The organism is Aeromonas sp. SCS5 (assembly GCF_001887375.1).
Classification (GTDB): Bacteria; Pseudomonadota; Gammaproteobacteria; order Enterobacterales; family Aeromonadaceae; genus Aeromonas; species Aeromonas jandaei.
Genome location: NZ_LFCS01000008.1, coordinates 143,660 through 167,006, shown reverse-complemented (window position 1 = coordinate 167,006; position 23,347 = coordinate 143,660). Strand labels below are relative to the sequence as shown.

At 57.0% G+C, this 23,347-nt stretch carries 22 protein-coding genes; 2 read left to right on the top strand and 20 right to left on the bottom strand.

What is annotated here, in order from left to right; all coding sequences use genetic code 11:
* Nucleotides 1-23: 23 nt before the first annotated feature.
* A complete protein-coding gene (locus BS300_RS12450) occupies nt 24-1,388 on the bottom strand; it encodes an MDR family MFS transporter (RefSeq protein WP_071913118.1) in 1,365 nt (454 codons plus the stop codon).
* Between the two features lie 171 nt (nt 1,389-1,559).
* On the opposite strand from BS300_RS12450, the gene BS300_RS12445 reads away from it, so the two are divergent.
* The gene (locus BS300_RS12445; protein ID WP_041210029.1) at nt 1,560-2,156 is read left to right on the top strand and encodes a beta-phosphoglucomutase family hydrolase; all 597 of its coding nucleotides are present in this window, start codon (nt 1,560-1,562) and stop codon (nt 2,154-2,156) included.
* A gap of 98 nt (nt 2,157-2,254) precedes the next feature.
* On the opposite strand, the gene BS300_RS12440 is transcribed toward BS300_RS12445, so the two are convergent.
* The 19 genes from BS300_RS12440 to tapM form a co-directional block, all read right to left on the bottom strand.
* Nucleotides 2,255-2,512, bottom strand: coding sequence for a hypothetical protein (locus BS300_RS12440; protein ID WP_042029754.1), 258 nt, complete (start codon nt 2,510-2,512; stop codon nt 2,255-2,257).
* A 262-nt stretch (nt 2,513-2,774) separates the two neighbouring features.
* Complete coding sequence (locus BS300_RS12435; RefSeq protein ID WP_071913116.1) at nt 2,775-3,572, bottom strand: DUF1338 domain-containing protein; 798 nt, start codon at nt 3,570-3,572, stop codon at nt 2,775-2,777.
* A 63-nt stretch (nt 3,573-3,635) separates the two neighbouring features.
* A complete protein-coding gene (gene astD / locus BS300_RS12430; RefSeq protein WP_071913114.1) occupies nt 3,636-5,105 on the bottom strand; it encodes a succinylglutamate-semialdehyde dehydrogenase in 1,470 nt (489 codons plus the stop codon).
* Between the two features lie 72 nt (nt 5,106-5,177).
* Nucleotides 5,178-6,197: an arginine N-succinyltransferase gene (gene astA / locus BS300_RS12425; RefSeq protein ID WP_019446361.1), complete on the bottom strand. Its 1,020-nt coding sequence runs from the start codon at nt 6,195-6,197 to the stop codon at nt 5,178-5,180.
* Between the two features lie 75 nt (nt 6,198-6,272).
* Nucleotides 6,273-7,490: an aspartate aminotransferase family protein gene (locus tag BS300_RS12420; protein ID WP_071913112.1), complete on the bottom strand. Its 1,218-nt coding sequence runs from the start codon at nt 7,488-7,490 to the stop codon at nt 6,273-6,275.
* A 276-nt stretch (nt 7,491-7,766) separates the two neighbouring features.
* Nucleotides 7,767-8,348 (bottom strand): aminodeoxychorismate synthase component II, encoded by a 582-nt coding sequence (locus BS300_RS12415; RefSeq protein WP_071913110.1) that lies wholly within the window; start codon nt 8,346-8,348, stop codon nt 7,767-7,769.
* Between the two features lie 21 nt (nt 8,349-8,369).
* Nucleotides 8,370-8,585 (bottom strand): hypothetical protein, encoded by a 216-nt coding sequence (locus BS300_RS12410; RefSeq protein ID WP_019446358.1) that lies wholly within the window; start codon nt 8,583-8,585, stop codon nt 8,370-8,372.
* A 119-nt stretch (nt 8,586-8,704) separates the two neighbouring features.
* Nucleotides 8,705-9,709 carry a tryptophan--tRNA ligase gene (gene trpS / locus BS300_RS12405; RefSeq protein WP_071913109.1) on the bottom strand — a complete coding sequence of 335 codons (1,005 nt, stop codon included), beginning with the start codon at nt 9,707-9,709 and terminating at the stop codon, nt 8,705-8,707.
* 42 nt (nt 9,710-9,751) lie between these two features.
* Nucleotides 9,752-10,420, bottom strand: coding sequence for a phosphoglycolate phosphatase (locus tag BS300_RS12400; protein ID WP_071913108.1), 669 nt, complete (start codon nt 10,418-10,420; stop codon nt 9,752-9,754).
* Nucleotides 10,407-11,081: a ribulose-phosphate 3-epimerase gene (gene rpe, locus BS300_RS12395; protein ID WP_041210023.1), complete on the bottom strand. Its 675-nt coding sequence runs from the start codon at nt 11,079-11,081 to the stop codon at nt 10,407-10,409. The genes BS300_RS12400 and rpe overlap by 14 nt, the downstream gene beginning before the upstream one ends.
* A gap of 163 nt (nt 11,082-11,244) precedes the next feature.
* Nucleotides 11,245-12,117: a Dam family site-specific DNA-(adenine-N6)-methyltransferase gene (locus BS300_RS12390; protein WP_033113856.1), complete on the bottom strand. Its 873-nt coding sequence runs from the start codon at nt 12,115-12,117 to the stop codon at nt 11,245-11,247.
* A 70-nt stretch (nt 12,118-12,187) separates the two neighbouring features.
* Entirely contained in the window at nt 12,188-13,768 is a 1,581-nt protein-coding gene (locus tag BS300_RS12385) for an AAA family ATPase (protein ID WP_071913107.1), read from the bottom strand.
* Nucleotides 13,761-14,840 carry a 3-dehydroquinate synthase gene (aroB, locus tag BS300_RS12380; RefSeq protein WP_071913105.1) on the bottom strand — a complete coding sequence of 360 codons (1,080 nt, stop codon included), beginning with the start codon at nt 14,838-14,840 and terminating at the stop codon, nt 13,761-13,763. Before aroB ends, BS300_RS12385 begins: the two co-directional genes overlap by 8 nt.
* 14 nt (nt 14,841-14,854) lie before the next feature.
* Complete coding sequence (aroK, locus tag BS300_RS12375; RefSeq protein WP_033113859.1) at nt 14,855-15,373, bottom strand: shikimate kinase AroK; 519 nt, start codon at nt 15,371-15,373, stop codon at nt 14,855-14,857.
* 191 nt (nt 15,374-15,564) lie between these two features.
* A complete protein-coding gene (locus BS300_RS12370; RefSeq protein ID WP_071913102.1) occupies nt 15,565-17,775 on the bottom strand; it encodes a type IV pilus secretin PilQ family protein in 2,211 nt (736 codons plus the stop codon).
* Nucleotides 17,776-17,791: 16 nt separating this feature from the next.
* Nucleotides 17,792-18,325, bottom strand: a complete 534-nt coding sequence (locus BS300_RS12365; RefSeq protein ID WP_041210018.1) for a pilus assembly protein PilP — start codon at nt 18,323-18,325, stop codon at nt 17,792-17,794.
* Nucleotides 18,325-18,921, bottom strand: a complete 597-nt coding sequence (gene tapO, locus BS300_RS12360) for a PilO family type IV pilus biogenesis protein TapO (RefSeq protein ID WP_071913101.1) — start codon at nt 18,919-18,921, stop codon at nt 18,325-18,327. The genes BS300_RS12365 and tapO overlap by 1 nt, the downstream gene beginning before the upstream one ends.
* The gene (gene tapN, locus BS300_RS12355; RefSeq protein ID WP_041210017.1) at nt 18,918-19,496 is read right to left on the bottom strand and encodes a PilN family type IV pilus biogenesis protein TapN; all 579 of its coding nucleotides are present in this window, start codon (nt 19,494-19,496) and stop codon (nt 18,918-18,920) included. Before tapN ends, tapO begins: the two co-directional genes overlap by 4 nt.
* Entirely contained in the window at nt 19,484-20,548 is a 1,065-nt protein-coding gene (tapM, locus tag BS300_RS12350; protein WP_071913099.1) for a PilM family type IVa pilus assembly protein TapM, read from the bottom strand. The genes tapN and tapM overlap by 13 nt, the downstream gene beginning before the upstream one ends.
* Nucleotides 20,549-20,846: 298 nt before the next feature.
* Between tapM and BS300_RS12345 the strand changes: the two genes are divergently transcribed.
* Nucleotides 20,847-23,306, top strand: coding sequence for a PBP1A family penicillin-binding protein (locus BS300_RS12345; protein WP_071913096.1), 2,460 nt, complete (start codon nt 20,847-20,849; stop codon nt 23,304-23,306).
* The last annotated feature ends 41 nt before the right edge of the window (nt 23,307-23,347 follow it).

The window sequence follows — 23,347 nt, the reverse complement described above, 5'->3', positions numbered from 1 at the left end:
AGCCAATGTCGGCGCAGGCCTGATCAGGCACTGATGGAGGCCAGCTCGTGGCGCTTCAACGCCAGCAATGTGATGAGCAGCGCCAGCGTGGCGATCAGTGCCATGCCAATATAGGTCGCGCTGAAGCCCGGGGCCAGCAGATCGGGGGCGAGCCGGCTCAGATCGCCATCACTACCGGCTGGCAGGCGGAAGTGAAACAGCATGGAGCAGATGGCCACGCCGACGGCACCGCCGAGCTCCCGCCCGAAGTTGAACAGCGACATGCCGATGCCGCGATCCTGCCGTGGCAGGGCATTTTGCACTACTACCGAGAGTGCGGGCAGCACCAGACCCAGACCGATACCGGCAAACCCGAGCGCCAGTCTGACCCAGGCATCGAAGTGGATCTGCCACAGCGCCACCGCCGCGAGGCCAAAGCCCACCGCGACAAAGCTCTTGTAGTGGCCGGTACGGCCAATCAGCTTGCCGCCGACAAAGGCGCCGGCAGTGATGCAAATCATGAAGATAACCATGATTGTGCCGCTCTCGCTGGCGCTCATCCCCTTTTGCCACTGCATCTGCAACGGCAGATAGACCAGCACGGCAAACATCAGCAACTGGGAGAGCATCACCAGCAGCACGCTCACCAGATAGCCGGGTAACCGGGCCAGATGGGCAGGCAATATGGGGTCGTGGGCACGCCGCTCAATCAGAATCAGCAGCAGCAATGCAACGCCCAGCGCCGCCGAGAGCCAGACGGCGGGCAGCGCCGCCTCCGGCGAGAGCAGCAACAGGGTGAGCGTGGTGACGGTAATCAGCAGACCCGCCCCCTTCCAGTCGAAGCGACTGTGGCGACGCACGTTGAGCTGCTTGAGGTTGCGGTTGATGAGAAAGACAGCCAGCGCCCCGAGCGGCAGATTGATCCAGAAGATCCAGCGCCAGCTGAGTTGCTCGGTGAAGTAGCCGCCAAGCAAGGGGCCTGCGATACTGGAGACCGCATAGACCGCCGAAATGTAGCCCTGATATTTGCCCACCTCCCGTGGCGGAATGGTGTCGGCAATCACGGTAAACGCGAGGGCAATCAGACCGCCGCCCCCCAGCCCTTGCAGCACCCGCGCTGCCAGCAGGGTCTGCAGATCCTGGGAGAGGGCGCAGGCCACCGAGCCTGCCAGAAACAGGCCGATGCCGATATTGAGCATCCGCACCCGACCAAAGAGATCGCTCAGCTTGCCGTAGAGGGGCAACACGGCGGTGGCCGCCAGCAGGTAGGCGGTGACCACCCAGGTGAGGGCGCCACCGGCATGCAGTTCGGCGCCAATCATGGGCAGCGGGGTAGTGACGATGCTTTTTTCCAGTGATCCCAGTGCGATCACCAGCGCCACACTCGAGAAGATGGTTTTCGGGGACATACGAGGACTCGCTAATCTGATATGCCAAAGGATCCGGCATTGAGCGAATTATTGTCTCACAAATCAGCAAGAGAGAGAAAAAACCACGGCCGGCCATCCTCAACCATGAGGCCGATCCCACAATCCAGGTCCCCGATCTGCTAGCCTGCCCTATTTAGCCAAGGAGTCCCCATGAGCGAGCAGTACCGGTTTGATCACTACGATGCCCTGATTTTCGATATGGATGGCACTCTGGTTGATTCCATGCCCCTCCACCTCGATGCCTGGGAGCTTACCTGCGCCGAATTCGGCATCCCCTTCAAGCGGGAGCAGCTCTACCAGTACGGCGGCATTCCGACTCGCAAGATCATCGCCATGCTGGCCGAGCAGCAGGGACTGGAGGTAGACACCGACGCCTTTGCCCGCCGCAAGATTGCCCTCTACATGGAGCATATCGACAAGGTCAGCGTCTTCCCCCGGATGTGGGAGCTGGTCAGGCACTACCACGGCAAGGTGCCAATGGGGATTGGTACCGGTTCACCGCGCAATCAGGCGGAGTCGATCCTGAAGAGTACCGGTCTCGACGCCTATATCTCTGTGGTGGTGAGCGCCGATGACGTCATCAACCACAAGCCGCACCCGGACACCTTCTTGCAGGTGGCCGAACAGCTGGGGGCCAATCCGGCCAACTGTCTGGTGTTTGAAGATACCCAGATCGGGCTTGAGGCTGGCAAGGCGGCAGGTATGGATACCGTGCTGGTGCTTGAGGGAGAGTGGCACCCGAGATAACAGGGATATCGCCACCGTGCCAGGGTTACAACTGCAATCATTTTCGGGGAGCCTGTCAGCTCCCCGACTCGTAACTGGCTGGCGCCTGTTTGCCCGACCTATTTGCCCGAGAGGGAGGCCGCAGATGCGGGTACTTCAGACACCGTGAGAGTAAAGCCATCGGCATGCAACTCATGCTGCTTCTGATGAGCGCACAGCAACTCCAGCGCCTTGCTCGGACTATCCGCAAAGGTGGGCGCAGCAATGGCAGCAAAACCCTGCGCAACCAGATGTCGACGCTCATCGCTATAGCTGGGTGCATTCGCATCGAGATAGGTAAGCGACTGACCTTGCTTGAAAAAGTGATAGTTAGGCATCGATTGGCCCCGCAAAAATAAAGCGTCATTCTACTCCTTTTTGCCCGCTTGCCTGCGTCAATCTGTGGCGTATCGAGTGATCTCGTTCACATTTTTATCAACAATTCGGCCACACCAAACACCAACAAACCCCATCCCCCCTCTCCTCTTAAGTCATTGATAACCGGAGAGGGAGCCGCCACCAACAGCAAACAAAACGCCTCCACAGTGGAGGCGTTTTCATGCCAAGTGGCTCGGCACAACCCGTGCCGGTCACCGACCTTTACATGGCGTTGGTCGATTCGAAGATCTTGTCGGCCGACGCCTCGACGAAGCCCGGATAGAGCACGCCATCTGGCTGCGGGTAGCGCAGGGCGAATTCATAGAAGCAGCTCGGGATGGTGCGCACCCCATCGCTGAACGGCACATCCGCCTTGTCGGCCATGGTGGAGGATTGCTCCAGCATGACCTGCGGATCTCCCTTCACCTCGCCACCCACGCTGTTGAGGACAAAACCTGCAGCCTTCAGTGCCGCATTGACCTGCTCGATGGTATCGAAGTCCTTCAACTTGTTGATATTGACCGTGAAGTGGTTGGCACGATAACCCCAGGCTGCCATCCAGGCCGCATACTCGCTCTCCGCCAGCAGGGTCTGGTAGTCGGCGTAAGAGACCTGCCAGGGGGCACCAGCGTAGAGAAATGCCGGTGTATCGGTCAGATGCTCGGGCACCTGATCCGCCAGCTTGTGGATGATGGCCTGCGCGCCTGCGGAGAGCTCTTCGACCTTCAGCTCGCTGATAAACACCTTGGGAGCATCGGGATCCTTGTGCTCGAAGTGTTTGGCGTTGAGCTTCTTCGCCTTGAACACATACTCCCCCTTCTGCTCGTAACCCAGCGCCAGAAAGTGGGCGGCCAGCTTCTCCAACCCCAGTTTGGGCAGGTTGTAGGTCCGAAAGGCGATGTGGTCGTTGATGATGGGCTCACCGCCCCCCAGCAGGGCATGCACTTTAAGGGCGCTCGGCGTCACCTTGATGTAGTTGTCCCACAGATGACTGAACAGGGTGTCGATATCCTTTTGCATCTCTCTTTCCTTTGATTGCGGGTACAGGTTGGGGCACCCGCCGGATGCCCCGTTTTGTTATTGTCAGAAGCTCAGACCGGGAGACAGCTGCTCCGGCATTGCCGCTTTGCTATCCTCGACGGATGCAACAGGATAAGCACAGTAGTCAGCAGCGTAGTAGGCGCTCGCCCTGTGGTTGCCGGAAGCGCCGATACCGCCAAACGGCGCGGCACTGGAAGCACCGGTAATGGGCTTGTTCCAGTTGACGATGCCAGCGCGGATCCGCTTGAAGAAGTGATTCCAGTCCGCCTCCTTGTCACCCAGCAGACCGGCCGAGAGGCCGTAGCGAGTGGCATTGGCCAGATCGATGGCCGCATCGAAATCGTCATAGCGAATGAGCTGCAGCAGCGGGCCGAAGTACTCTTCGTCCGGCAACGCGCTGACCGCAGTCACGTCGATGATGCCCGGGGAGACAAAGCCGGTGCCCGCTTTCAGGTGCTCAAGCACCTGCAGGCTCTCGCCGCCCAGCTGTTGCAGGTTGGCCTGCGCTTCGACCATGCCAATCGCCGCTTTCTCGCTGATCATCGCCCCCATAAACGGCTGTTCGGCGGAGTCGTAGAGGCCGACCTTGATCTTGCCGACCACCTCGACCAGTCGCTTGACCAGGGCATCGCCACGCTCGCCGCGCTCGACAAACAGGCGACGCGAGCAGGTGCAGCGCTGACCGGAGGTAATAAACGCCGACTGGACGATGGCATGGACGGCACCGTCGATGTCGCTCACCTCTTTCACGATCAGCGGGTTGTTGCCACCCATCTCGAGGGCCAGAATTTTGCCCGGCTGGCCGGCAAACTGCTGATGGAGGAAATGACCGGTACGGGATGAACCGGTAAAGAAGAGGCCGTCGATATCGGGGTTGCCCGCCAGCGCCTTACCGGTCTCGACCTCCCCTTGCACCAGATTGATGACCCCTTTGGGCAGCCCCGCCTCCTGCCACACCTTGAGCATGGCTTCCGCCACCATGGGTGTCAGCTCGGAGGGTTTGAACACCACGGCATTGCCCGCGATCAGAGCCGGCACGATATGGCCGTTGGGCAGATGGCCCGGGAAGTTGTAGGGGCCGAACACCGCCACCACACCGTGGGGCTTGTGACGGACAAACGCCTTGGCGCCCGGCATGGGGTTTTCCACCGTACCGGTGCGCTCGTCATGGGCGCGGATGGAGATGGCGATCTTGCCCTGCATGGCGGCCACTTCGGTGCGGGTCTCCCACAGCGGTTTGCCGGTTTCGCGGGCGATAGTCAGCGCCAACGCCTCCTTGTGCTCACCCAGCAGGTCGGCATAGCGACGCACTATGGTCAGGCGATCCTCGAGATCCATATCAGACCAGTGGTAGAAGGCGGCGCGGGCAGCCTTGACGGCCGCATCGACCTGAGCCTCACTGGCGGCAGCGCCCTGCCAGATCACCTCGTTTTTGGCCGGATCCCGTGACTCGAACGGCTTGCCTTCACCGGCAAGCCACTGACCGTCGATAAATTGCACTAACTGGCTCATCCATTCACTCCCTGTCGCTGACAGGCAGCCTCGGCTGCCTGCTTGATAATCAATTTGCTTGTCCTGTCTGCCTCAGTCGAGGTCGACTACCCGCACCATGTCGCCATCCTGCACCTTGAGTGCCGCCGCCATCTTGGGCGGAATGATGGCCTCATGCTTGTCGAGATCGACCCGGATATTGCCGTAGCAGGCGCGGTACTGTTCGAAACGGCTGTTGCAAAGCAGATGGGTGCGGCCGCCGATGGGCTCGCCGATCAGCACCCGCAGTTTCTGGCTGCGACGCACGCTGCGGATGTTCTTCAACTCGCACTCGACCGCCGGCCCCGCATCGAAGATATCGACATAGCCGCGATTCACGAATCCCTCGTCCTGCAGCATCTTGATGGCCGGACGGGTCTTCTCGTGGGTCTGGCCGATGACGGCGCGCGCCTCCTTGCTCAGCAAGTTGACGTAGATGGGGTACTTGGGCATCAGCTCGGCGATGAAGCGCTTCTTGCCGATCCCGGTCAGATAGTCGACGGTGGGAAAGTCCATCGAGAAGAAGTGGGTCTGCAACCACTCGTAGAAGGGGCTGTGGCCATTGCCATCCGAGACGCCGCGCATCTCGGCAAAGACGGTTTCGTCAAACAGCTCGGGGTGCTCGGCCATAAACAGGAAGCGGTGCTTGGAGAGCAGGCGGCCATTGAGCCCCTCGCGAGCGCATTCGCGCAGGAACAGGGTGCAAAGCTCTGTATTGCCGGTGTAGTCATTGGAGAGAGTCAGCGTCTCGACCACATTGTAGATACCGAGTTTGGGCGAAGAGTGCACCACCTTGCCGATGTGGTAGTTGTAAAACGGCTGGGAGAGACCAACAGCCGCATCGATGGCGCAGGTCCCTACCATCTCGCCGGTCTCGAGATCCTCGGCCACGAAGAAGTAGAGGCAGTCCCCCTTGCCGGCCGGCTTGTCGGAAAAAGTCTGGGTGGAAGCATCGATCTTGCGCTGCAGCAGCTCATCGTTGACGGGCAACGAGGTCATGCCGGTGCCGGACTCGATGGCGCAGGTCTTGAGCCCGGCAAAATCTTTTTGCTCGATGGGACGGATAACCAACATAAATGACAACTCCCTTTCATTGACGTCAGGTGGGGTCCCGGCTCCTGCCGGGAGGGCTCCCCACCTCAATTTGGATCAGGCGTTAACCACCTGGGCGACCGCCTTCTCGAAGCGGGCCAGCCCCTCCTTGATGTCCGCTTCCGGGATCACCAGCGAAGGAGCAAAACGGACCACGTTGGTGCCGGCAACCAGCGCCATCAGCCCCTGATCGATGGAGGCCAGCAGGAAGTCGCGCGAGCGCCCCTTGTACTCTTCGCTCAGAGCGGCGCCCAGCAGCAGCCCCTTGCCGCGAATTTCGCTAAAGCAGTGGTACTTGGCATTGATGGCTTCAAGCCCATCACGGAACAGCTGCTCGCGTTGCTTGATACCCGCCAGCACCTCCGGGGTGTTGATCACATCGATCACTGCTTCCGCCACCGCACAGGCCAGCGGGTTGCCACCGTAAGTAGAGCCGTGAGTGCCCACTTTCAGGTAAGAGGCGATTTCGTTGGTAGTCAGCATGGCGCCGATGGGGAAACCGCCACCCAGTGCCTTGGCGCTGGTGAGGATGTCCGGCGTGACGCCAAGCCCCATATAGGCGTAGAGCTCACCGGTACGACCGACACCAGACTGCACTTCGTCATAGATGAGCAGGGCATTGTGCTTGTCGCACAGCTCGCGCACCCCTTTGGCAAACTCGTCGGTGGGACGAATGATGCCCCCCTCCCCCTGCAGCGGCTCCATCACCACGGCGCAGGTGTTATCGGAGATCACGTCAGCCAGCGCGGCCAGATCGTTATAGGGGACGTGAGTGATGTCACCGGGCTTGGGCCCGAAACCATCGGAGTAGGCAGCCTGACCGCCGACGCTGACGGTAAAGAAGGTGCGACCGTGGAAGCCCTGATTGAAGGCGATGATCTGGGTCTTCTGCTCACCGAACTTTTCGATGGCGTAGCGACGAGCCAGCTTGAGGGCGGCCTCGTTGGCCTCGGCGCCGGAGTTGCAGAAGTAGACCTTGTCGGCAAAGGTGGCGGCGACCAGCTTCTTGGCCAGACGCAGGGCCGGCTCGTTGGTCATCACGTTGGAGAGGTGCCACAGCTTCTCGCCCTGGCTTTTCAGGGCCTCGACCAGCTTGGGATGGCAGTGGCCAAGGCCGTTTACGGCGATGCCCCCGGCAAAGTCGATATACTCGCGACCATCCTGATCCCAGACACGTGATCCTTCGCCACGCACCGGGATGATCTTGGCCGGCGCATAGTTGGGAACCATCACTTCATCAAACACTTCACGTGTCACTGCCAACAACTCTGACATATAGCTCTCCTTCGATTCGGCGACAGAATAATCCACCGCCCAAAAGTTAAATCCGTGTAAACGTGACGGGATTATCACAGAAATAAAGTAAAAAGTCTGTAACAAGAGGGCCTGTAAGGAACAATGTTCGACTGCCCCTGATATTTTAGGCAACCGCATTGCATAACGACTCAGGGGGGCTTGGCAAGAGATAATTTGGGCAGGAGAGGGGGTGAATAAAGTGTCAGAGAAATTTTTTTTGCCTTCTCTCGATATTGAGAAGGCGGTCACAACTTTTTATGAACGGGTCAGAAAATTGGCCAGTAACAAATGACCCTGCTCGCTCAAAATACTCTCCGGATGGAACTGCACCCCCTCGATGTTGAGCGTCTTGTGACGCAGCCCCATGATCTCGTCGAATGAGCCATCGGCATGCTCGCTCCAGGCGGTGATCTCGAAGCAGTCGGGCAGCGTCTCGCGCTCCACCACCAGCGAATGATATCGGGTCACCCGCAAGGGATCCTTGAGACCGCAGAATACCCCTTCGCCGCGATGACGGATGAGGGAGGTCTTACCGTGCATTACCTGACGTGCGCGAACCACGCGGGCACCAAACGCCTGCGCCAGCGACTGATGACCAAGGCAGACGCCGAGAATGGGCAGCTTGCCAGCGAAATGGGTGATGGCGTCGAGAGAGATACCTGCCTCGTTGGGAGTACAGGGGCCGGGAGAGATAACCAGAAAACGGGGAGATAACTGCTCGATATCGGTCAGCGTCAGTTCATCATTGCGTCTGACCTCTACCTCCTGACCCAGCGCGCCAAAATATTGCACCAGATTCCAGGTAAAGGAGTCGTAGTTATCAATTAACAGCAACATGAGATAACCAGCAGCGGAGAATTAACGATCGAGAAAACGACCCTGCTCCATTTCCCGCTCACGCTGACATTCGGCCAGATAGATGGCGGCAGCAATGGCAGCGGTCTTGTGATGCTTGTCGATGGCATTGGAGACCATCAACTGCAGGGTATTGAGGTTTTTCGCCTTGCGAAACTTGCGCAGCCAGTGACCTTTGTCACTCAGCTCTTCAATTGAAATATTCGGTTGAACAGACATGGGTACTCTTGGGGATATATCCCGGGTTGGAATAATAAAATCAAACAAAAATAGAGCTGGGGAAAATAAAGAAAGCCAGGCAAATACCCAGCTCTCTTCTACTACACCTTCCCAGTATGTCAGGCTCGAGGAACGAAGCCGACTACATCATATACGCTGGTCAAAGTTTTTTCAGCCCTTTCACGCGCCTTTTGTGCCCCTTCGGCCAAAATCGCAATCAGATGGGCCTCATCCTGACGCAGCTCATTGAAACGGGCCTGAATCGGCTCCAGCAGCGCGACAACCGCCTCGGCGGTTTCGGTCTTGAGGTGACCGTACATTTTGCCTTCAAAATGCAGCTCCAGCTCGGGGATGGTGCGGCCGGTCACACCGGACATCAGGGTCAGCAGGTTGGAGACGCCCGGTTTATTTTCCGGATCAAAACGCACCACGGCCGGATCATCGGAGTCGGTCACCGCACGCTTGATTTTCTTGACGATCTGCTTGGGATCTTCCAGCAGGCCGATGAAGTTGGCCTCGTTGTCATCCGACTTGGACATCTTCTTGGTCGGATCCTGCAGGCTCATCACTCGCGCCCCTTCGGTCGGAATGAAGGGCTCAGGCATGGTGAACACCTCACCATAGAGGTTGTTAAAACGGGTGCAGATATCGCGGGTCAGCTCGAGATGCTGCTTCTGGTCGTTGCCGACCGGAACCTGATTGGCCTGATAGAGCAGGATATCGGCTGCCATCAGCACCGGATAACCGAACAGGCCAACGTTGACGTTGTTCTCGAAACGGGCGGACTTGTCCTTGAACTGGGTCATGCGCGACAGCTCACCCATCTGGGTGTAGCAGTTGAGGATCCAGCCCAGCTCGGCGTGCTGCGGCACGTGAGACTGGATGAAAACGGTGCTCTTCTTGGGATCGATACCGACCGCCAGATAGAGGGCAGCCGCATCGAGGCAGGCCTTGCGCAGGGCAACCGGATCCTGGCGGGTGGTGATGGCATGCAGGTCGACGATGCAGTAGAGGCAGTCGTACTCATCTTGCATGTTGACCCACTGACGCAGTGCGCCCATGTAGTTGCCGATGGTCAGCTGACCGGAGGGCTGCGCCCCGCTCAATACGATTGGTTTGGTCATGAGAGTAGTAATCCTTGTAATTCAGCCAGTCCGGCGGCGCGCTTAGCTCAGCAGCGCATCGAGCTGGGAAAAGTGTTCGAACACCCAGTCGGGCCGGGAGTCGGCAATGGGGCGGCCATAGTTGTAACCGTAGGTGAGCCCCACCACCTTCATGCCGGCCGCTTTGGCAGCCAGCACATCATTTTCGGAGTCACCCACCATCAGGGTACGAGCCGGACTCACTCCCAGCTCCAGGCAGGCGTGCAGCAAGGGTTCCGGACTCGGCTTCTTGACCGGCACGCAGTTGCCACCGAGCCAGAGCGCGAAGCAATCGCTGATGCCAAGAGCATCGAGGATAGGGGCCACGAAATCGCTCGGCTTGTTGGTGACGATCGCCTGCTTGTAACCCAGGGTTTGCAGGCGGCGCAGACTCCGGTCAACCCCATCATACATGGCCAATCCCTGCAGCAAACAGGCGTTGTAGTGCTGGAAAAAGATCGGACGGGCCTTGGCAAACAGCTCGGGGTCGGCCTCGCGATAGGCAAGGGCCCGCTGGATCAGCTTGTCGGCACCATTGCCGACCCAGGTACGGATAACCGCTTCATCAGCTTGTTCCAGACCCAGATCAGCCAGAGTCAGATTGACAGCCAGCGCCAGTTGGGCGGCGCTGTCGATCAGGGTGCCGTCCAGATCGAACAGCACCAGGTCAAATGCGCGCTCAGCGTTTGACATGAGCCAGCTCCGCACGCATCTGGTCGATCACCGCTTTGTAATCGGGCTTGCCGAAGATGGCAGAGCCGGCGACGAACATGTCGGCACCCGCTTCAGCGATTTCACGGATATTGTCGACCTTGACCCCACCATCGATCTCGAGGCGAATGTCACGGCCGCTCTCGTCGATCAGGCGACGTACCTGACGCAGCTTGTCGAGGGTGCCGGGGATGAAGCTCTGGCCACCGAAGCCCGGGTTGACCGACATCAGCAGGATCACGTCCAGCTTGTCCATCACATACTCGAGGCAGGAGAGCGAGGTAGCCGGATTGAGCACCAGACCCGCCTGGCAGCCCATCTCCTTGATCAGGCCCAGAGAACGGTCGACGTGGTCGGATGCTTCCGGATGGAAGGTGATAAGGGAAGCACCCGCCTTGGCAAAATCAGGAATGATGCGATCTACCGGCTTGACCATCAGATGCACGTCGATGGGGGCCTCGATACCAAAGTCACGCAGCGCCTGACAGACCATGGGGCCAATGGTCAGGTTGGGGACATAGTGGTTGTCCATCACGTCGAAGTGAACCACGTCGGCACCGGCAGCCAGTACCTTGGCTACGTCGTCACCCAGACGGGCAAAATCGGCAGAGAGGATCGAGGGGGCAATCAGAAAGTCTTTCATCAGCATCATCCATTGGCAGCCAGGGAGAAAAAGCGGCGCAATTTTAACGTAAATGGCAGGCGAAAACGACTCGAAAGCGGGAGAAATGGGGCAATCCCCTACCCTGCTTCCATTCAGGTCGGCTCGCCAAACAAAAACGGCCCCCGAAGGTGCCGTCTTGTTGCTAGCTCAGCGGCAGCAGCTCGCTGTCGCTGGGGTAGTAGCCCTGCTCCGGTTCGATTCCGGGCGGATAGAGCGCCAGCAATTCGGCCACCTTGTTGCGGGTGCCACCGTTGCGGCTGATGGTGCGCTTGACCAGGATCTCGTCGAGACGGGCGCCGCGATAGAGCTCGCGGGTCAGTTCGATGTCGTGATTGCTGATCAGAACAGGCACGCCCTTATGGGCCGCGGTGTGCCGCGCCAGACGGGCAAGTACCGCCTGATCGTCCAGCGTAAAGCCGCCGGCTGCATAAGTGGTGAAGCTCGCCGTGGTCGAGAGCGGCGCATAGGGAGGATCGCAGTAGATAACCCAATCCTCTTCGGCCCGCTTGATGGCATCGGCGTAGCTTTCGCAGATAAAGGTCGCTTTCTGCGCCTTCTCGGCAAAGGCCCACAGCTCCTTCTCCGGGAAGTAGGGCTTTTTGTAGGAACCAAACGGGACGTTGAATCCCCCCTTCTTGTTGTAACGGCACAGGCCATTGAAGCCGTGGCGGTTGAGGAAGAGGAACAGCAGGGAGCGCTCGAAGCTGGTATCGGTCTGGTTGAACTGGGTACGCAGCCGGTAGTAGGCAGCCTTGTGGTTATGCTCGGCCACAAACAGCTTGCGCGCTTCGTCGATGAAATGATCCGGTGTCTCTTTGAGATGGTTATAGAGGGCGATCAGATCCGGATTGATGTCATTGAGCACATAGGCGTCGTAGTCGGTATTGAGGAAGACAGAACCGGCCCCGACGAAGGGCTCCAGCAACACACGCCCGGCTGGCAAACGCTCGGCGATCTCTTCAACCAGGGAGTATTTTCCCCCGGCCCATTTTAAAAAAGCGCGTGTTTTTTTCATGGAAATCCGGTGTGTAAGAAGGCAAGACCCAAAAAGGGGGTCGATTCTACCCCCTTATCCGGTATCAAGGCTATTGCTTCAGCTCTTTTTGTACCTGTGCAAACGACTTGGGCCAGGGCTGCCCTTTCAGCAGCTCGGGGGAGAGTTTGCGAATGGCACTTTTGGCCTGGCTCAGGCCGGCGTAATCCCCCTGCAGAACCACATACCAGGGACTACCGCGGAACTTGGTCTGATAGACCCACACCTTGCCCGCCAAACCATGCTCGGCAACAAACTGATCCACCGCTTTGGTGTTGCTCGCCCCCATCAACTGGATGCTGTAGTGGTTGCGCGGCTTCTTAGTGAGAGTCGCCACGGGCGTAAGCTCCACCTTGGGCGCTGGCGCGGCGGCCGGTTCGCTGCGGGTGGTTGCCGCAGGCGTAGCGGTTTTGCTCGTTGCGGTAACCGGCACACTGGTCGCTGCCTTGGCAGTGGTCGTGGCCGTGCCAGTCGTGGCAGCGCCACTCGCCACCGCCGGGCCTTTGCCGGTCAGCTCGTCAACCACATCGGTCGGCAATGCACCGCTCACCTTGGGCTCGCTCATCAGCTTTTGCACCACCTCATCGGAGATCACCACCCGGCGCCCCTCGTAGTTGGTGGATTCGGTCGTGACGGTATCGCTGTCGACCGACTTGGGCAGCACCTTGGCCTCCGGCTGCCAATCCTTCACTACGCCAGTAGCACTGCTTGCATCGCCGCTGCCATTATCCTGCGCAGCCTGCTGGCTGCTATCGCCACTGCCGACGGTCAGGGGATCGCCGCCTGAAACCTGGATGGGCAAGGGGGTTGTCTGAGCCGGGTCTTGCATGGCAGGTTTGCTGTCGCTGCTAAACAGCGCAGGCAGCAGATAGCTCATCGCCAGCAGACCACCAGCCACCATCGCGATGACGGTGGCAATCTTCTTGACGGGCAACTCGGCCTGACGCTTCTTGGGCCTTCTGTCGGTCATGATATCCTCCAGTAACTGCATGATGGTGGACGGATGTCCATTCGCCGTAGTCAGGATCTCTTCCACTTTGACCTTGGGCAAGAGGGTCGTCGGGATCTTGAGCTCTTTGGCCTTTTCATACAAGAAGATGCGTTGCTCCGGTGGGCTCAGTGGCGGCACCTCCAGCTCCAGCGCCGGCATGGCTCGCCCTTTGAGCTGAGGCCGCTGGCTGCGACACCAGTGATCACTCCCAGAGACGATGATGGCCAGGCGATGCGGTATTGCCAGCGTATCGTTGTGGCGGCTGATGGCCCACAGCTCACCCAGCAACTCGGCAGGCAGCTCGTCTGCCCGCTCAATCATCAGCAACAGGGTGGCAGGCTTGCTCCCCTCCAGCATGCGAAAGAAGCTGTCAGCCAGCGCATCCTGCGGGTTGAACAGAGGGCGTGCCACCACTTGAGGCAGCAGCAGTTGACGCACATCCACCATCTTCATGGCAGGAGTGCCTATCAGGCTGACGACGCGTACTTTTTCCGGCAGTTTGCCGAGCAGTGACTCGCAGAGGGTACCGCGACCGCTCCCGGGCTTGCCGGAGAGAAAGATAAAAGGGTGATTGAATTCAATCAGATGCAGCAGCCGGTCAACCAGCTGCCGCTGGGAAGGAAATTGAAGGAGTTTACTCACGACCTGACTCGATCACCGCCAACAGCTCTGCGTCGGAGACATCTGCAACCACCTGTGCATGACCGATACCGACCGGCAAAACCAGACGCAGCTTGCCTTCCAGTACCTTCTTGTCGCGACGCATATGGCGAATAAAAGCGGCAAAATCCATCTCGGCCGGAGCCTTGATCGGCAAGTTTGCCGCCAGCAGCAGAGCGCGAACTCGGGCGACCTCCTGCTCGGTCATCTCGCCACGGGCCCGAGCCGTCCAGGCCGCCAGCATGATACCAGCCGCCACCGCTTCACCGTGCAGCCAGTTGCCGTAGCCCTGTTCCGCTTCGATAGCATGACCAAAGGTGTGGCCCAGATTGAGCAGTGCTCGTACGCCATGCTCGGTCTCGTCCTGACCGACCACATCCGCCTTGATCTGGCAGCAGCGCTTGATGGCGTATGCCAACGCAGCAGGATCAAGCTGTTGCAGCAGAACCATGTTCTGCTCCAGCCAGCTGAAGAAATCAGCATCCCAAATGATGCCGTACTTGATCACCTCGGCCATCCCTGCGGCAAACTCGCGGGCGGGCAAGGTACTCAGACATTCGGTATCGATAACAACTTGTTTGGGCTGATAAAAAGCCCCAATCATGTTCTTGCCGAGGGGGTGGTTGACAGCGGTTTTACCGCCCACAGAGGAGTCAACCTGGGAGAGCAGGGTGGTCGGGATCTGGATAAAAGGAATGCCACGTTGATAGCTTGCTGCCGCAAAGCCCACCACATCCCCTATCACACCGCCCCCCAGAGCGATCAGTGTCGTATCGCGCCCATGGTTGGTTTCAAGCAGAGCAGACATGATCTGCTCGAAGGTTGCCAGGTTCTTGTAAGCCTCGCCATCCGGCAGGATCAGGTGCTCGACCTGAAAACCAGAGAGTCGGGAGGTAACCAGCTCAAGATAGAGCGGGGCAACGACCGTGTTGGTCACTATCATTACCCGCTTGCCCTTGATAGCCGATGTCAGCACATCAGCACGCTGCAACAAGCCTGCAGCTATCTCGATGGGATAGCTGCGTTCACCCAATTCAACCTTCAACCGTTCCATGGACGTCCTCTTGTTTACATACCGATCAGCTTGACGATTTGATTGGCAACCACTTTTGCACTCTGCTCATCGGTATGCACAACAAAGTCGGCAACCTCTTCATACAGGGCATTACGCTCTTGTGCCAAACGCTCAAGCACTTCACGAGCTGGCTCTTCGGTCTGCAGCAGAGGGCGACGCTTGTCGCGTTGTGTACGCGCCAGCTGCTTTTCAATGGTGGTTTCGAGGTAGACCACGATGCCACGAGCAGAGAGTTTATTGCGAGTTTCGCGACTCTTGATGGCTCCGCCACCGGTCGCCAGCACGATACCCTGCTGTTCGGACAGCTCGCCGATCACCTTCTCTTCGCGGATCCGAAAACCCTCTTCGCCTTCAACATCGAACACCCAGCTGATATCAGCACCACTGCGGCGCTCAATCTCATGATCTGAGTCGAAAAACTCCATGTGCAGTTGTTCTGCCAGATGTCTACCTATGGTGCTCTTGCCCGCACCCATGGGACCTATCAGGAAAATATTGCGTTTCTCAGCCATGTCTTTTCGTTAGTAATTACAAACTGTACGACCCCGATAAATACTGGATCGGGGTACCTGTGAACCTTATCTTGCGATGGATCAGGTGGGGGATTATCTCAATAGAAATCGGGACTGGCAACCGCAGCCCTTACGCCCCAGCCTTGTCGGGGCGTAAGGTTATATGTGTTTTACCCTCACATGTAAAGCATTCAAAAAGCGTCGGTGACTATCTTGGGTGTGACGAAAATCAGCAGCTCACGCTTTTTGTTCTCGCTGGTTGTCTTGCGAAACAGGGCCCCCAATCCGGGAATATCCCCCAGTAGCGGCACCTTGGTCACATCGCTCTTGATGGTCTGTTGGTAGATACCGCCAAGCACCAGGGTCTCGCCATTGTTCACCAGCACCTGGGTGGTGATGGACTGGGCGTTGATGGATACCGCATCGCCAGTGCCGGTCGGCACTGTCTCACCCTTGGTATCCTGCGTCACGGTCAGATCGAGGATCACCCGGTTGTCGGGAGTGATCTGCGGAGTCACCTTCAGACTCAGTACCGCCTTTTTGAAGGTAACAGAGGTAGCACCACTAGAAGAGGACTCCACATAGGGGATCTCGGTACCCTGCTCAATCAGCGCCGGTTTCTGGTTGGCGGTGGTTACCCGGGGACTTGCGATGATTTCGGCCTTGCTCTCCTTCTCCAGCGCAGAGAGTTCAAGGTCCAGAAGCGTGCCATCAGCCAGACGAGCCACCTGAAAGGCCAATGTGCCTGCAGCATTGGTCACAGGCAGATTGACGTTCATACGATCATCAACGGTAGGTCTGGTAATCGCCGACGTACCGTTGTTATTACCCGAAGTATCGTTACCTTGGATGGAGCCCGAGGTGCTGTTGCCATGGCCATCATTCTTGGTCACTCCCCAACGCACCCCGAGCGCCTCATCGAAGCCGTCGTCAATGGTCACCATGCGAGCTTCAATAACGACCTGCTTGACAGGTATATCGAGAATATCCAGCATTCGCTTGATATTGCTGATCACCTCAGCCGTATCCTTTACCACCAGCACGTTGGTACGCTCGTCCACACTGACCGCACCGCGGGACGAGAGCAGCTTGGTACTCTGGGAGGAGAGCAACGCCGCGACTTCAGATGCTTTGGCATAGTTGATCTGCAGATATTCGGTGTAAAGCGGTGCCAGATCAGCAACCTGATTGCGACTCTCCAACTGCTGTTTCTCGCGAGTAGCAATCTCGTCAGCAGGAGCAACCAGCAGAATATTGTTGTCCAGCCGCTTATCCAGCCCACGCACCTTCAGGATGATATCGAGTGCCTGCTCCCAGGGTACGCCATCAAGACGCAGCGTGATGTTACCGGATACAGAATCGGTGGTAACCAGATTGAGGTTATTGAAGTCAGCAATGAGCTGCAGCACGGTCCTTACAGGAATATCCTGAAAGTTCAATGAGATGGGCTTTCCTTGATACTGCTTGGAACCAGCCGCAGCCGTGCGCTTTTTCACCTCGATAATGAACATTTTGTCTGCCTGATCATAACGATAATCAAACTGACCATTTACCGATAATTCGAACAGGGTGTCACTGCCCTGACGAGACACTTCGACCTGAGAAACCGGGGTCGCGAAATCCTGCACATTGATAAGGTTGAGCAAGCCGTCAGGCACGCTGGTACCGTGGAATTTGGCCATCACAGTCTGGCCACGACTGCTCACATCCACCGCTGCTGAGCTGTTGTCCAGTGTCACCAGAAACTCGCCCTGACCATCCTTGCCACGACGAAAATCAACGCCAGTTACCGTATTGAAATAGGCGCCACCGCCACTGTTCTGATAATTATTGAGAACGGGTTTGGCTAAGGACGTTGAGGCAACAGGCATCGCCTGCGGTTGAACAGGCTGCGAACTGGCTACCACGTTGGAATTGATCAATGCCGATGTGGTGACAGGAGCGGCTGAAGTAGCAACAGGTGTCGCAGCTGGGGTCAGCAGAGCACTCTCTGCATTAAAAGACGCCGTTGATGCCCCTTCCCCCAGCGATACCAGCAATTTACTGCCCTGCTGCTGTACCTGGTAGGGGGCCAACTGATCAAGAGCGATCTTGATATCAAGTCCGGCTCCTTTACCCTCCACCTTGATGTTATCAACCCCCTGTCTCTGGATTGGTAACGGATTGACCTTGAGGGCACCTACTGCACCGGGAATATGTAACAGCAGTTGATTGGGTTGGTAGGAGAGGCGATCGGTAAAACTGCTGACTGGTTCACTAAAACTCAATTCAAGCTGCAGTTGGTCAGCAAGCAGAGGATTGACCTTGATCTCTTGCAGGGTTGCAACCGCCCAGGCCTGAGTAAAGGCACTGGCACAAAACAGCAGGGCCACCTTGGTTACATGTTCCATTGTTCTTCTCATTGCTGCTCATCCCTGATTATTGTTTTGCCTGCGTATTGGCCATGGCCAACTGGGTTTCTCTTGTTACCCAGCACCCCTTCCCATCCGGTATGGTTTCCAGCAAATCCACTGCAGTATCAGTAATTTTGATGACCCGCCCCTGATCAAGCCCCATATACTGGTTTAGTCCGACCCGCATAGACTGACCATCGGGAGTTCGGATCAACGCCCACAATTGCCCTGCCTTGGCCAATGAACCTTGCATCGACAGGCTGGCTAACGAGTAATTCTCCAGCACCTCTTTTTCCCGATCGCTTACTACTTGTGCACAATCAGGCTTTAGCTTGGCACTATTCTCTGTCCCACTGCTCGCCTCGGGCTGAGGCATCATGAAGGGGCTACGCAACTCCTGTTGTTGGTAGTGCATGGGAGAAAACGGCTTGAGCTCCGGCAATGGTTCAATGGGGATCGGCGGCCTTGCTTTAACGTCGGCAATATAGGAATCCATGTCCTCCTGGCCACCACACCCCGCCAGCAGGAGAGCAGGTAACAACCAGCAGATACGCTTCATTATTTAGACCCCACTGTTTTGCCGTTATATTTGTAGGTCTTGGCCAGCATCGACATCGAGATCAGGTCTCCCGAATCCTTGTTCTGATCGAGCGTAAAGGAGTCGAGGATGACGATACGAGGTAACGCCGCCATGTCAGCCGTGAACTTGCCAAGTTCATGATAGGTTCCTACCACCTCGATACGCATGGGAAGCTCGGTCGAAAATTCGTGTTTCACTTCAGGTTCCCAATTAATGCGATTCAGCTTCAAGCCGTTATCCGTCGCAATAAAACTGATGTCATCCAGCAACCCCGCTACTTCATGAGTATTGGGCAGCTGCTTTAGCTGGGTATCGACCAGATGTTCCAGCTCAACCATCTGAGCCTTGTATACCCCCAAGTTCGCAGCAAGCATCGCTTTGCTCTCAAACTGAGACTTCAGTTCAGTCTCCTGCTCCGTTTCTTGTGTCAGCACAGCCAGTGAGTTGGCTATCACGTAGTAGTAGAGGAGCCCACCAGTCAACACACAGCAAAACAGAATAAAGATCACTTTTGCAGCCTTGGGCCAGCTCGCTATGTTGTTGAAATCCAGCTCATTGAGTTGCTGCAGATTCATTTTTTCTCCTTGTTCGCATCATCGGCAGCTGCCGCATTGTTGGCGATAAGGAACATCATGGAAAACTGGCTGAGGGAAACAGGCTCAACGTCGGCAGTAAAAATAGTGCTGATCTTGGACTGTCCCAGCCAACCGGAAGCATCAATCCTGCGCATCATGCTGGCTACCCGACCATATGCCTCCGTCTTGCCATTTACATCTATCGTATTGTTCTGCAAGGCGAGAGTATTGAGATAGACCCCGTTAGGCACCAAAGATGGCAGTTGGTTGAAGAGGCGAACCGGCAAGTTGCGGCGCATCTGCAACTGCTCGATAAGCTGCATCCTGTCGATCAGCTCTTTGCGCCGCTCCTTGAGCAACCGGATCTCTCCCAGATGCGCATCCAAAATAGCCATCTCCTGAACAAGACGCTGATTTCGCTGCTGCTGTGAACCCACCTGATGTTCAACCAACCAGTCGACAAAAAAACCAAGTGCAACCGTCGCCAGCACAAAGGCCCCTAATAAGACACCAAACTGTTTCTTCTGGCGCTGTGCTCGTACCTCGCGCCAGGGCAGGAGGTTTATATTTGACATGGAGTGAAGCTCCTCAAGGCCAACCCGAACGCAGTCATATATTTGGCACCATGTGACTGTTCGACTTCACTTTTTGGTTTGCCAAACAAGGCAAAGAGATCCGGGTGCAATACCTCGCAGTTGACTTCCTCTTTCAGCTGCACCACCAGACCCGGCAACAAGCTCCCTCCACCGCTCAACACCAGCCTGGATACTTCCCGATAGCCGGAAGAGCTGCAAAAGAGCTGAATATTGCGGCGAACCTGCTGAAGCAGTGAATTGATATGGGGCATCAGCACATCCAGCTCGTGATCCACCGGTAGCGTGCCTTTGGTCTTGGCCTGCTCTGCTTCTTCCAGCGTCATGCCATAAAAGGAGGAGAGTGCCTGGCTATATTGATCGCCACCGAAGTTTTGCAGCCGGGAGTAGATAACCTCTCCCTTAACCAGTGCAGCAAAGGTCATTGAGCTGGCACCGATATCAATTACCCCCACAGGGCGTTCGCTTTCCAGCAACTCAGGCAGACAAGTCACCACGGCACGTCCCAGTGCGTGTGACCCGATATCAACCACTTTGACCATAAAACCTGACTCGGAAAGCGCACTAACCCTGCCATTCACACTTTCGGTTCGTGCTGCACTCAGCAGCACATCAAGACGTTCTTCATTGTTAAGACTATTACCCAGTACCTCAAAATCGAGGCTGACCTCATCAAGCGGAAAAGGAATGATTTGCTCGGCCTCGAGCTGAACCTGATTCTCCAGTTCCTTGTCGCTGAGAGCTGCATCAAGTTGAATAACTTTGGTGATCACGTTGGAACCCGTCACGGCAGTGGCGGCATAGTCGCTGTTACCGGGGAGCAGGCGTTTAAGACTTTTGAGGGACTGGCTGACTCGCTCGATATCCTGTAACTGGTAATCCACCAGCGTCCCCTTCGGGGTAACGATATCTGCGACGGAATCGATATGCAGCTTGCCGGGACGTCCACTGAGGGTGACCGCCTTGATGGTCTGACTGCCAAAATCAACGCCCACCAACGGGAGGAGGGATCCCTTGTTGAATAGCCCAAACATATACACATCCATGCGTTATTGGGTTTGGTTTCTGGGTTCAGTGTAGGACAGCCCACCCGAAGAGGTCTTTGGCTATCCTAAATGCTCTATCTATCAATGTCATAAAGTTTATACCGAAAAGTGACTTGCCTCGCTTTCTTAATCGGAAGGCGTCTCCTTGGTTATTGCGCCCCGGAGTGCTAACCTCTCGCATCCTTCGAGGTGGGTGGTTCGCCACAGGAAAACCTCGAATTCCAGATAGCAAAAGGGCTATACTCTGCGCCCGTTGGCTAATTTTAAGACGATTGGTAGTTCTTCCATGCTGAAATGGCTCGTTCGCCTGTTTATTGTCATGATGCTGGGTGCTGTGCTGGGTGTTGCCAGCCTCATCGGTATCTACTTCTACATCAAGCCTCAACTGCCTGACGTTACTGCACTGCGTGACGTCAAACTGGCAACTCCGATGCGGGTCTATAGTCGTGATGGCGAGTTGATCGCCCAATATGGCGAGATCCGTCGCATTCCATTGCATCTGGATGAAATTCCAAAGCCGATGATCGATGCCGTGCTGGCAACGGAAGATGCCCGCTTCTATGAGCACCCGGGGATCGACCCCATCGGCATCCTGCGTGCAGCAACTGTCTGGGCTGTCTCCGGCCAGGCCCGTCAGGGTGCCAGTACCATCACCCAGCAGGTTGCCCGCAACTTCTTCCTGAGCAACGAGAAGACCCTGATCCGCAAGATCAAGGAGGTCTTCCTTGCCTGGCGGATTGAGCAAAACCTCTCCAAAGATGAGATCCTCGAGCTCTATCTCAACAAAATTCCCCTTGGCTACCGTGCATTTGGTGTCGGCGCAGCCGCACAGGTCTACTTCGGTAAAGAAGTAAAAGATTTGGGACTCGACGAGATCGCCATCATCGCCGGTCTGCCAAAAGCCCCCTCCATGCTCAACCCAATCCGTTCGCCGGAGCGCGCATTTGCACGCCGCAATGTGGTGCTGGGTCGGATGCTGGAGACAGGCAAGATCACTCAGGCCCAGTTTGACGAAGCCTCCAAGATGCCGATCAAGGCTCGTTATCACGGCGCCGAAGTGACCCTGCATGCCCCCTATCTGGGTGAGATGGTGCGCCAGAAAATGGTCGAGCAGTTTGGTGAAGATGCCTACACCATGGGCCTGCATGTCTACACCACCGTCTCTGCCGATCGTCAGCGCGCGGCCAGACAGGCCCTGCTGGACGGTGTCTTTGCCTATGACATGCGCCACGGTTACCGCGGACCGAGCGAACAATTGTGGAAAGCAGGTGAGTCGAGCTGGGACTACGAGCAGATCGTCGCCCATCTGGCCAAACAGCCTACCTATGATCCGCTGATGGCTGCCGTCGTCACCAAGCTGGATGACCGTAATGCCACCCTGGTTCTGAAAAATGGCAAAGAAGCCACCCTTGGCTGGAACGGCATCAAGTGGGCTCGCGCCTTTATTACCGACGACCGCCAGGGCTATGCCCCCAAATCAGCGCGGGATGTGTTGAAAGTCGGCGCTCGGATCTGGGTTCGCGAGCAGGGCGAAGAGCTGCTGCTGGCTCAAATCCCGGACGTCAACGCGGCACTGGTTGCCATGAACCCGAAAAATGGTGCGCTGGAAGCGCTGGTCGGTGGCTTCAGCTTCGAACTCTCCAAGTTCAACCGGGTTGATCAAGCACGTCGCCAGATTGGTTCCAACATCAAGCCTTTCCTCTATGCCACCGCGCTGGAGCATGGTTATACCCTGGCGTCACTTATCAACGACGCACCGATCAACCAGTGGGATCCCTCCAAGGGGCCGATGTGGCAACCTAAAAACTCGCCGGCCGTCTACGATGGTCCGACACCGCTGCGTTTGGGTCTCGCCAAGTCCAAGAACGTCATGTCGGTACGCCTGATGCGCGCCATTGGCCTCGATACCTATATCGACGGCCTGACCCGCTTCGGTTTCCCGCGCGACTTCATTTCACCTCATGAAGCATTGGCGCTGGGCGCAGCTGAATTCACGCCTCTTGAAGTGGTGCGCGGCTACTCGGTACTGGCCAACGGCGGTTTCCTGGTCACCCCTTACTTTATCGACAAGGTAACCGACAGCCAGGAGAACACCCTCTATCAAGCCAATCCGGCGATCGCCTGCACCACCTGCGAACAGCAAAGCGACCCGCAGCAGCAGACCGAACAAACTGCACCTGCCACTGACGGAGCAACACCCAGTGCCACTGCTGCCATAGCTCCGCATACCATCAGTGCCCAGAGCTCTTTCCTCATTACCGATACCCTGAGCACCGCCATCTGGGGTGGCAACGGTTGGCGCGGTACCGGCTGGCGTGCAGCGCGTGACCTGAAGCGCCACGATATTTCCGGTAAAACCGGTACCACCAACGAATCTCGTGATGCCTGGTTCTCCGGCTATACCCCGGATATTGTCGCCACATCCTGGATCGGGTTTGACAACCACCAACGCGGTCTGGGCCGTGCCGAGTTTGGCGGTGGCGCAGCTCAGCCTATCTGGATCGACTTCATGAAGGTGGCGCTCAAGAATATCCCCGAGCACAAGATGCCGGTGCCGGAAGGGATCATGACCGTCAAGATTGACAGTGAGACAGGACTGCTGGCCACGGGTGGCGGTACCGATGAATACTTCAAGGAAGGAACCGAACCGACCCGCTATGCGACACCGACCTCTGATGGCAATCAGGTGTATGGCGGAGATAATCCGAATATAGAAGGCCCCGTCTCCACCGACGATATCTTCTAAATCAGCTCAATGGTTCAATTCAAACCGGCAGCCTGCGCTGC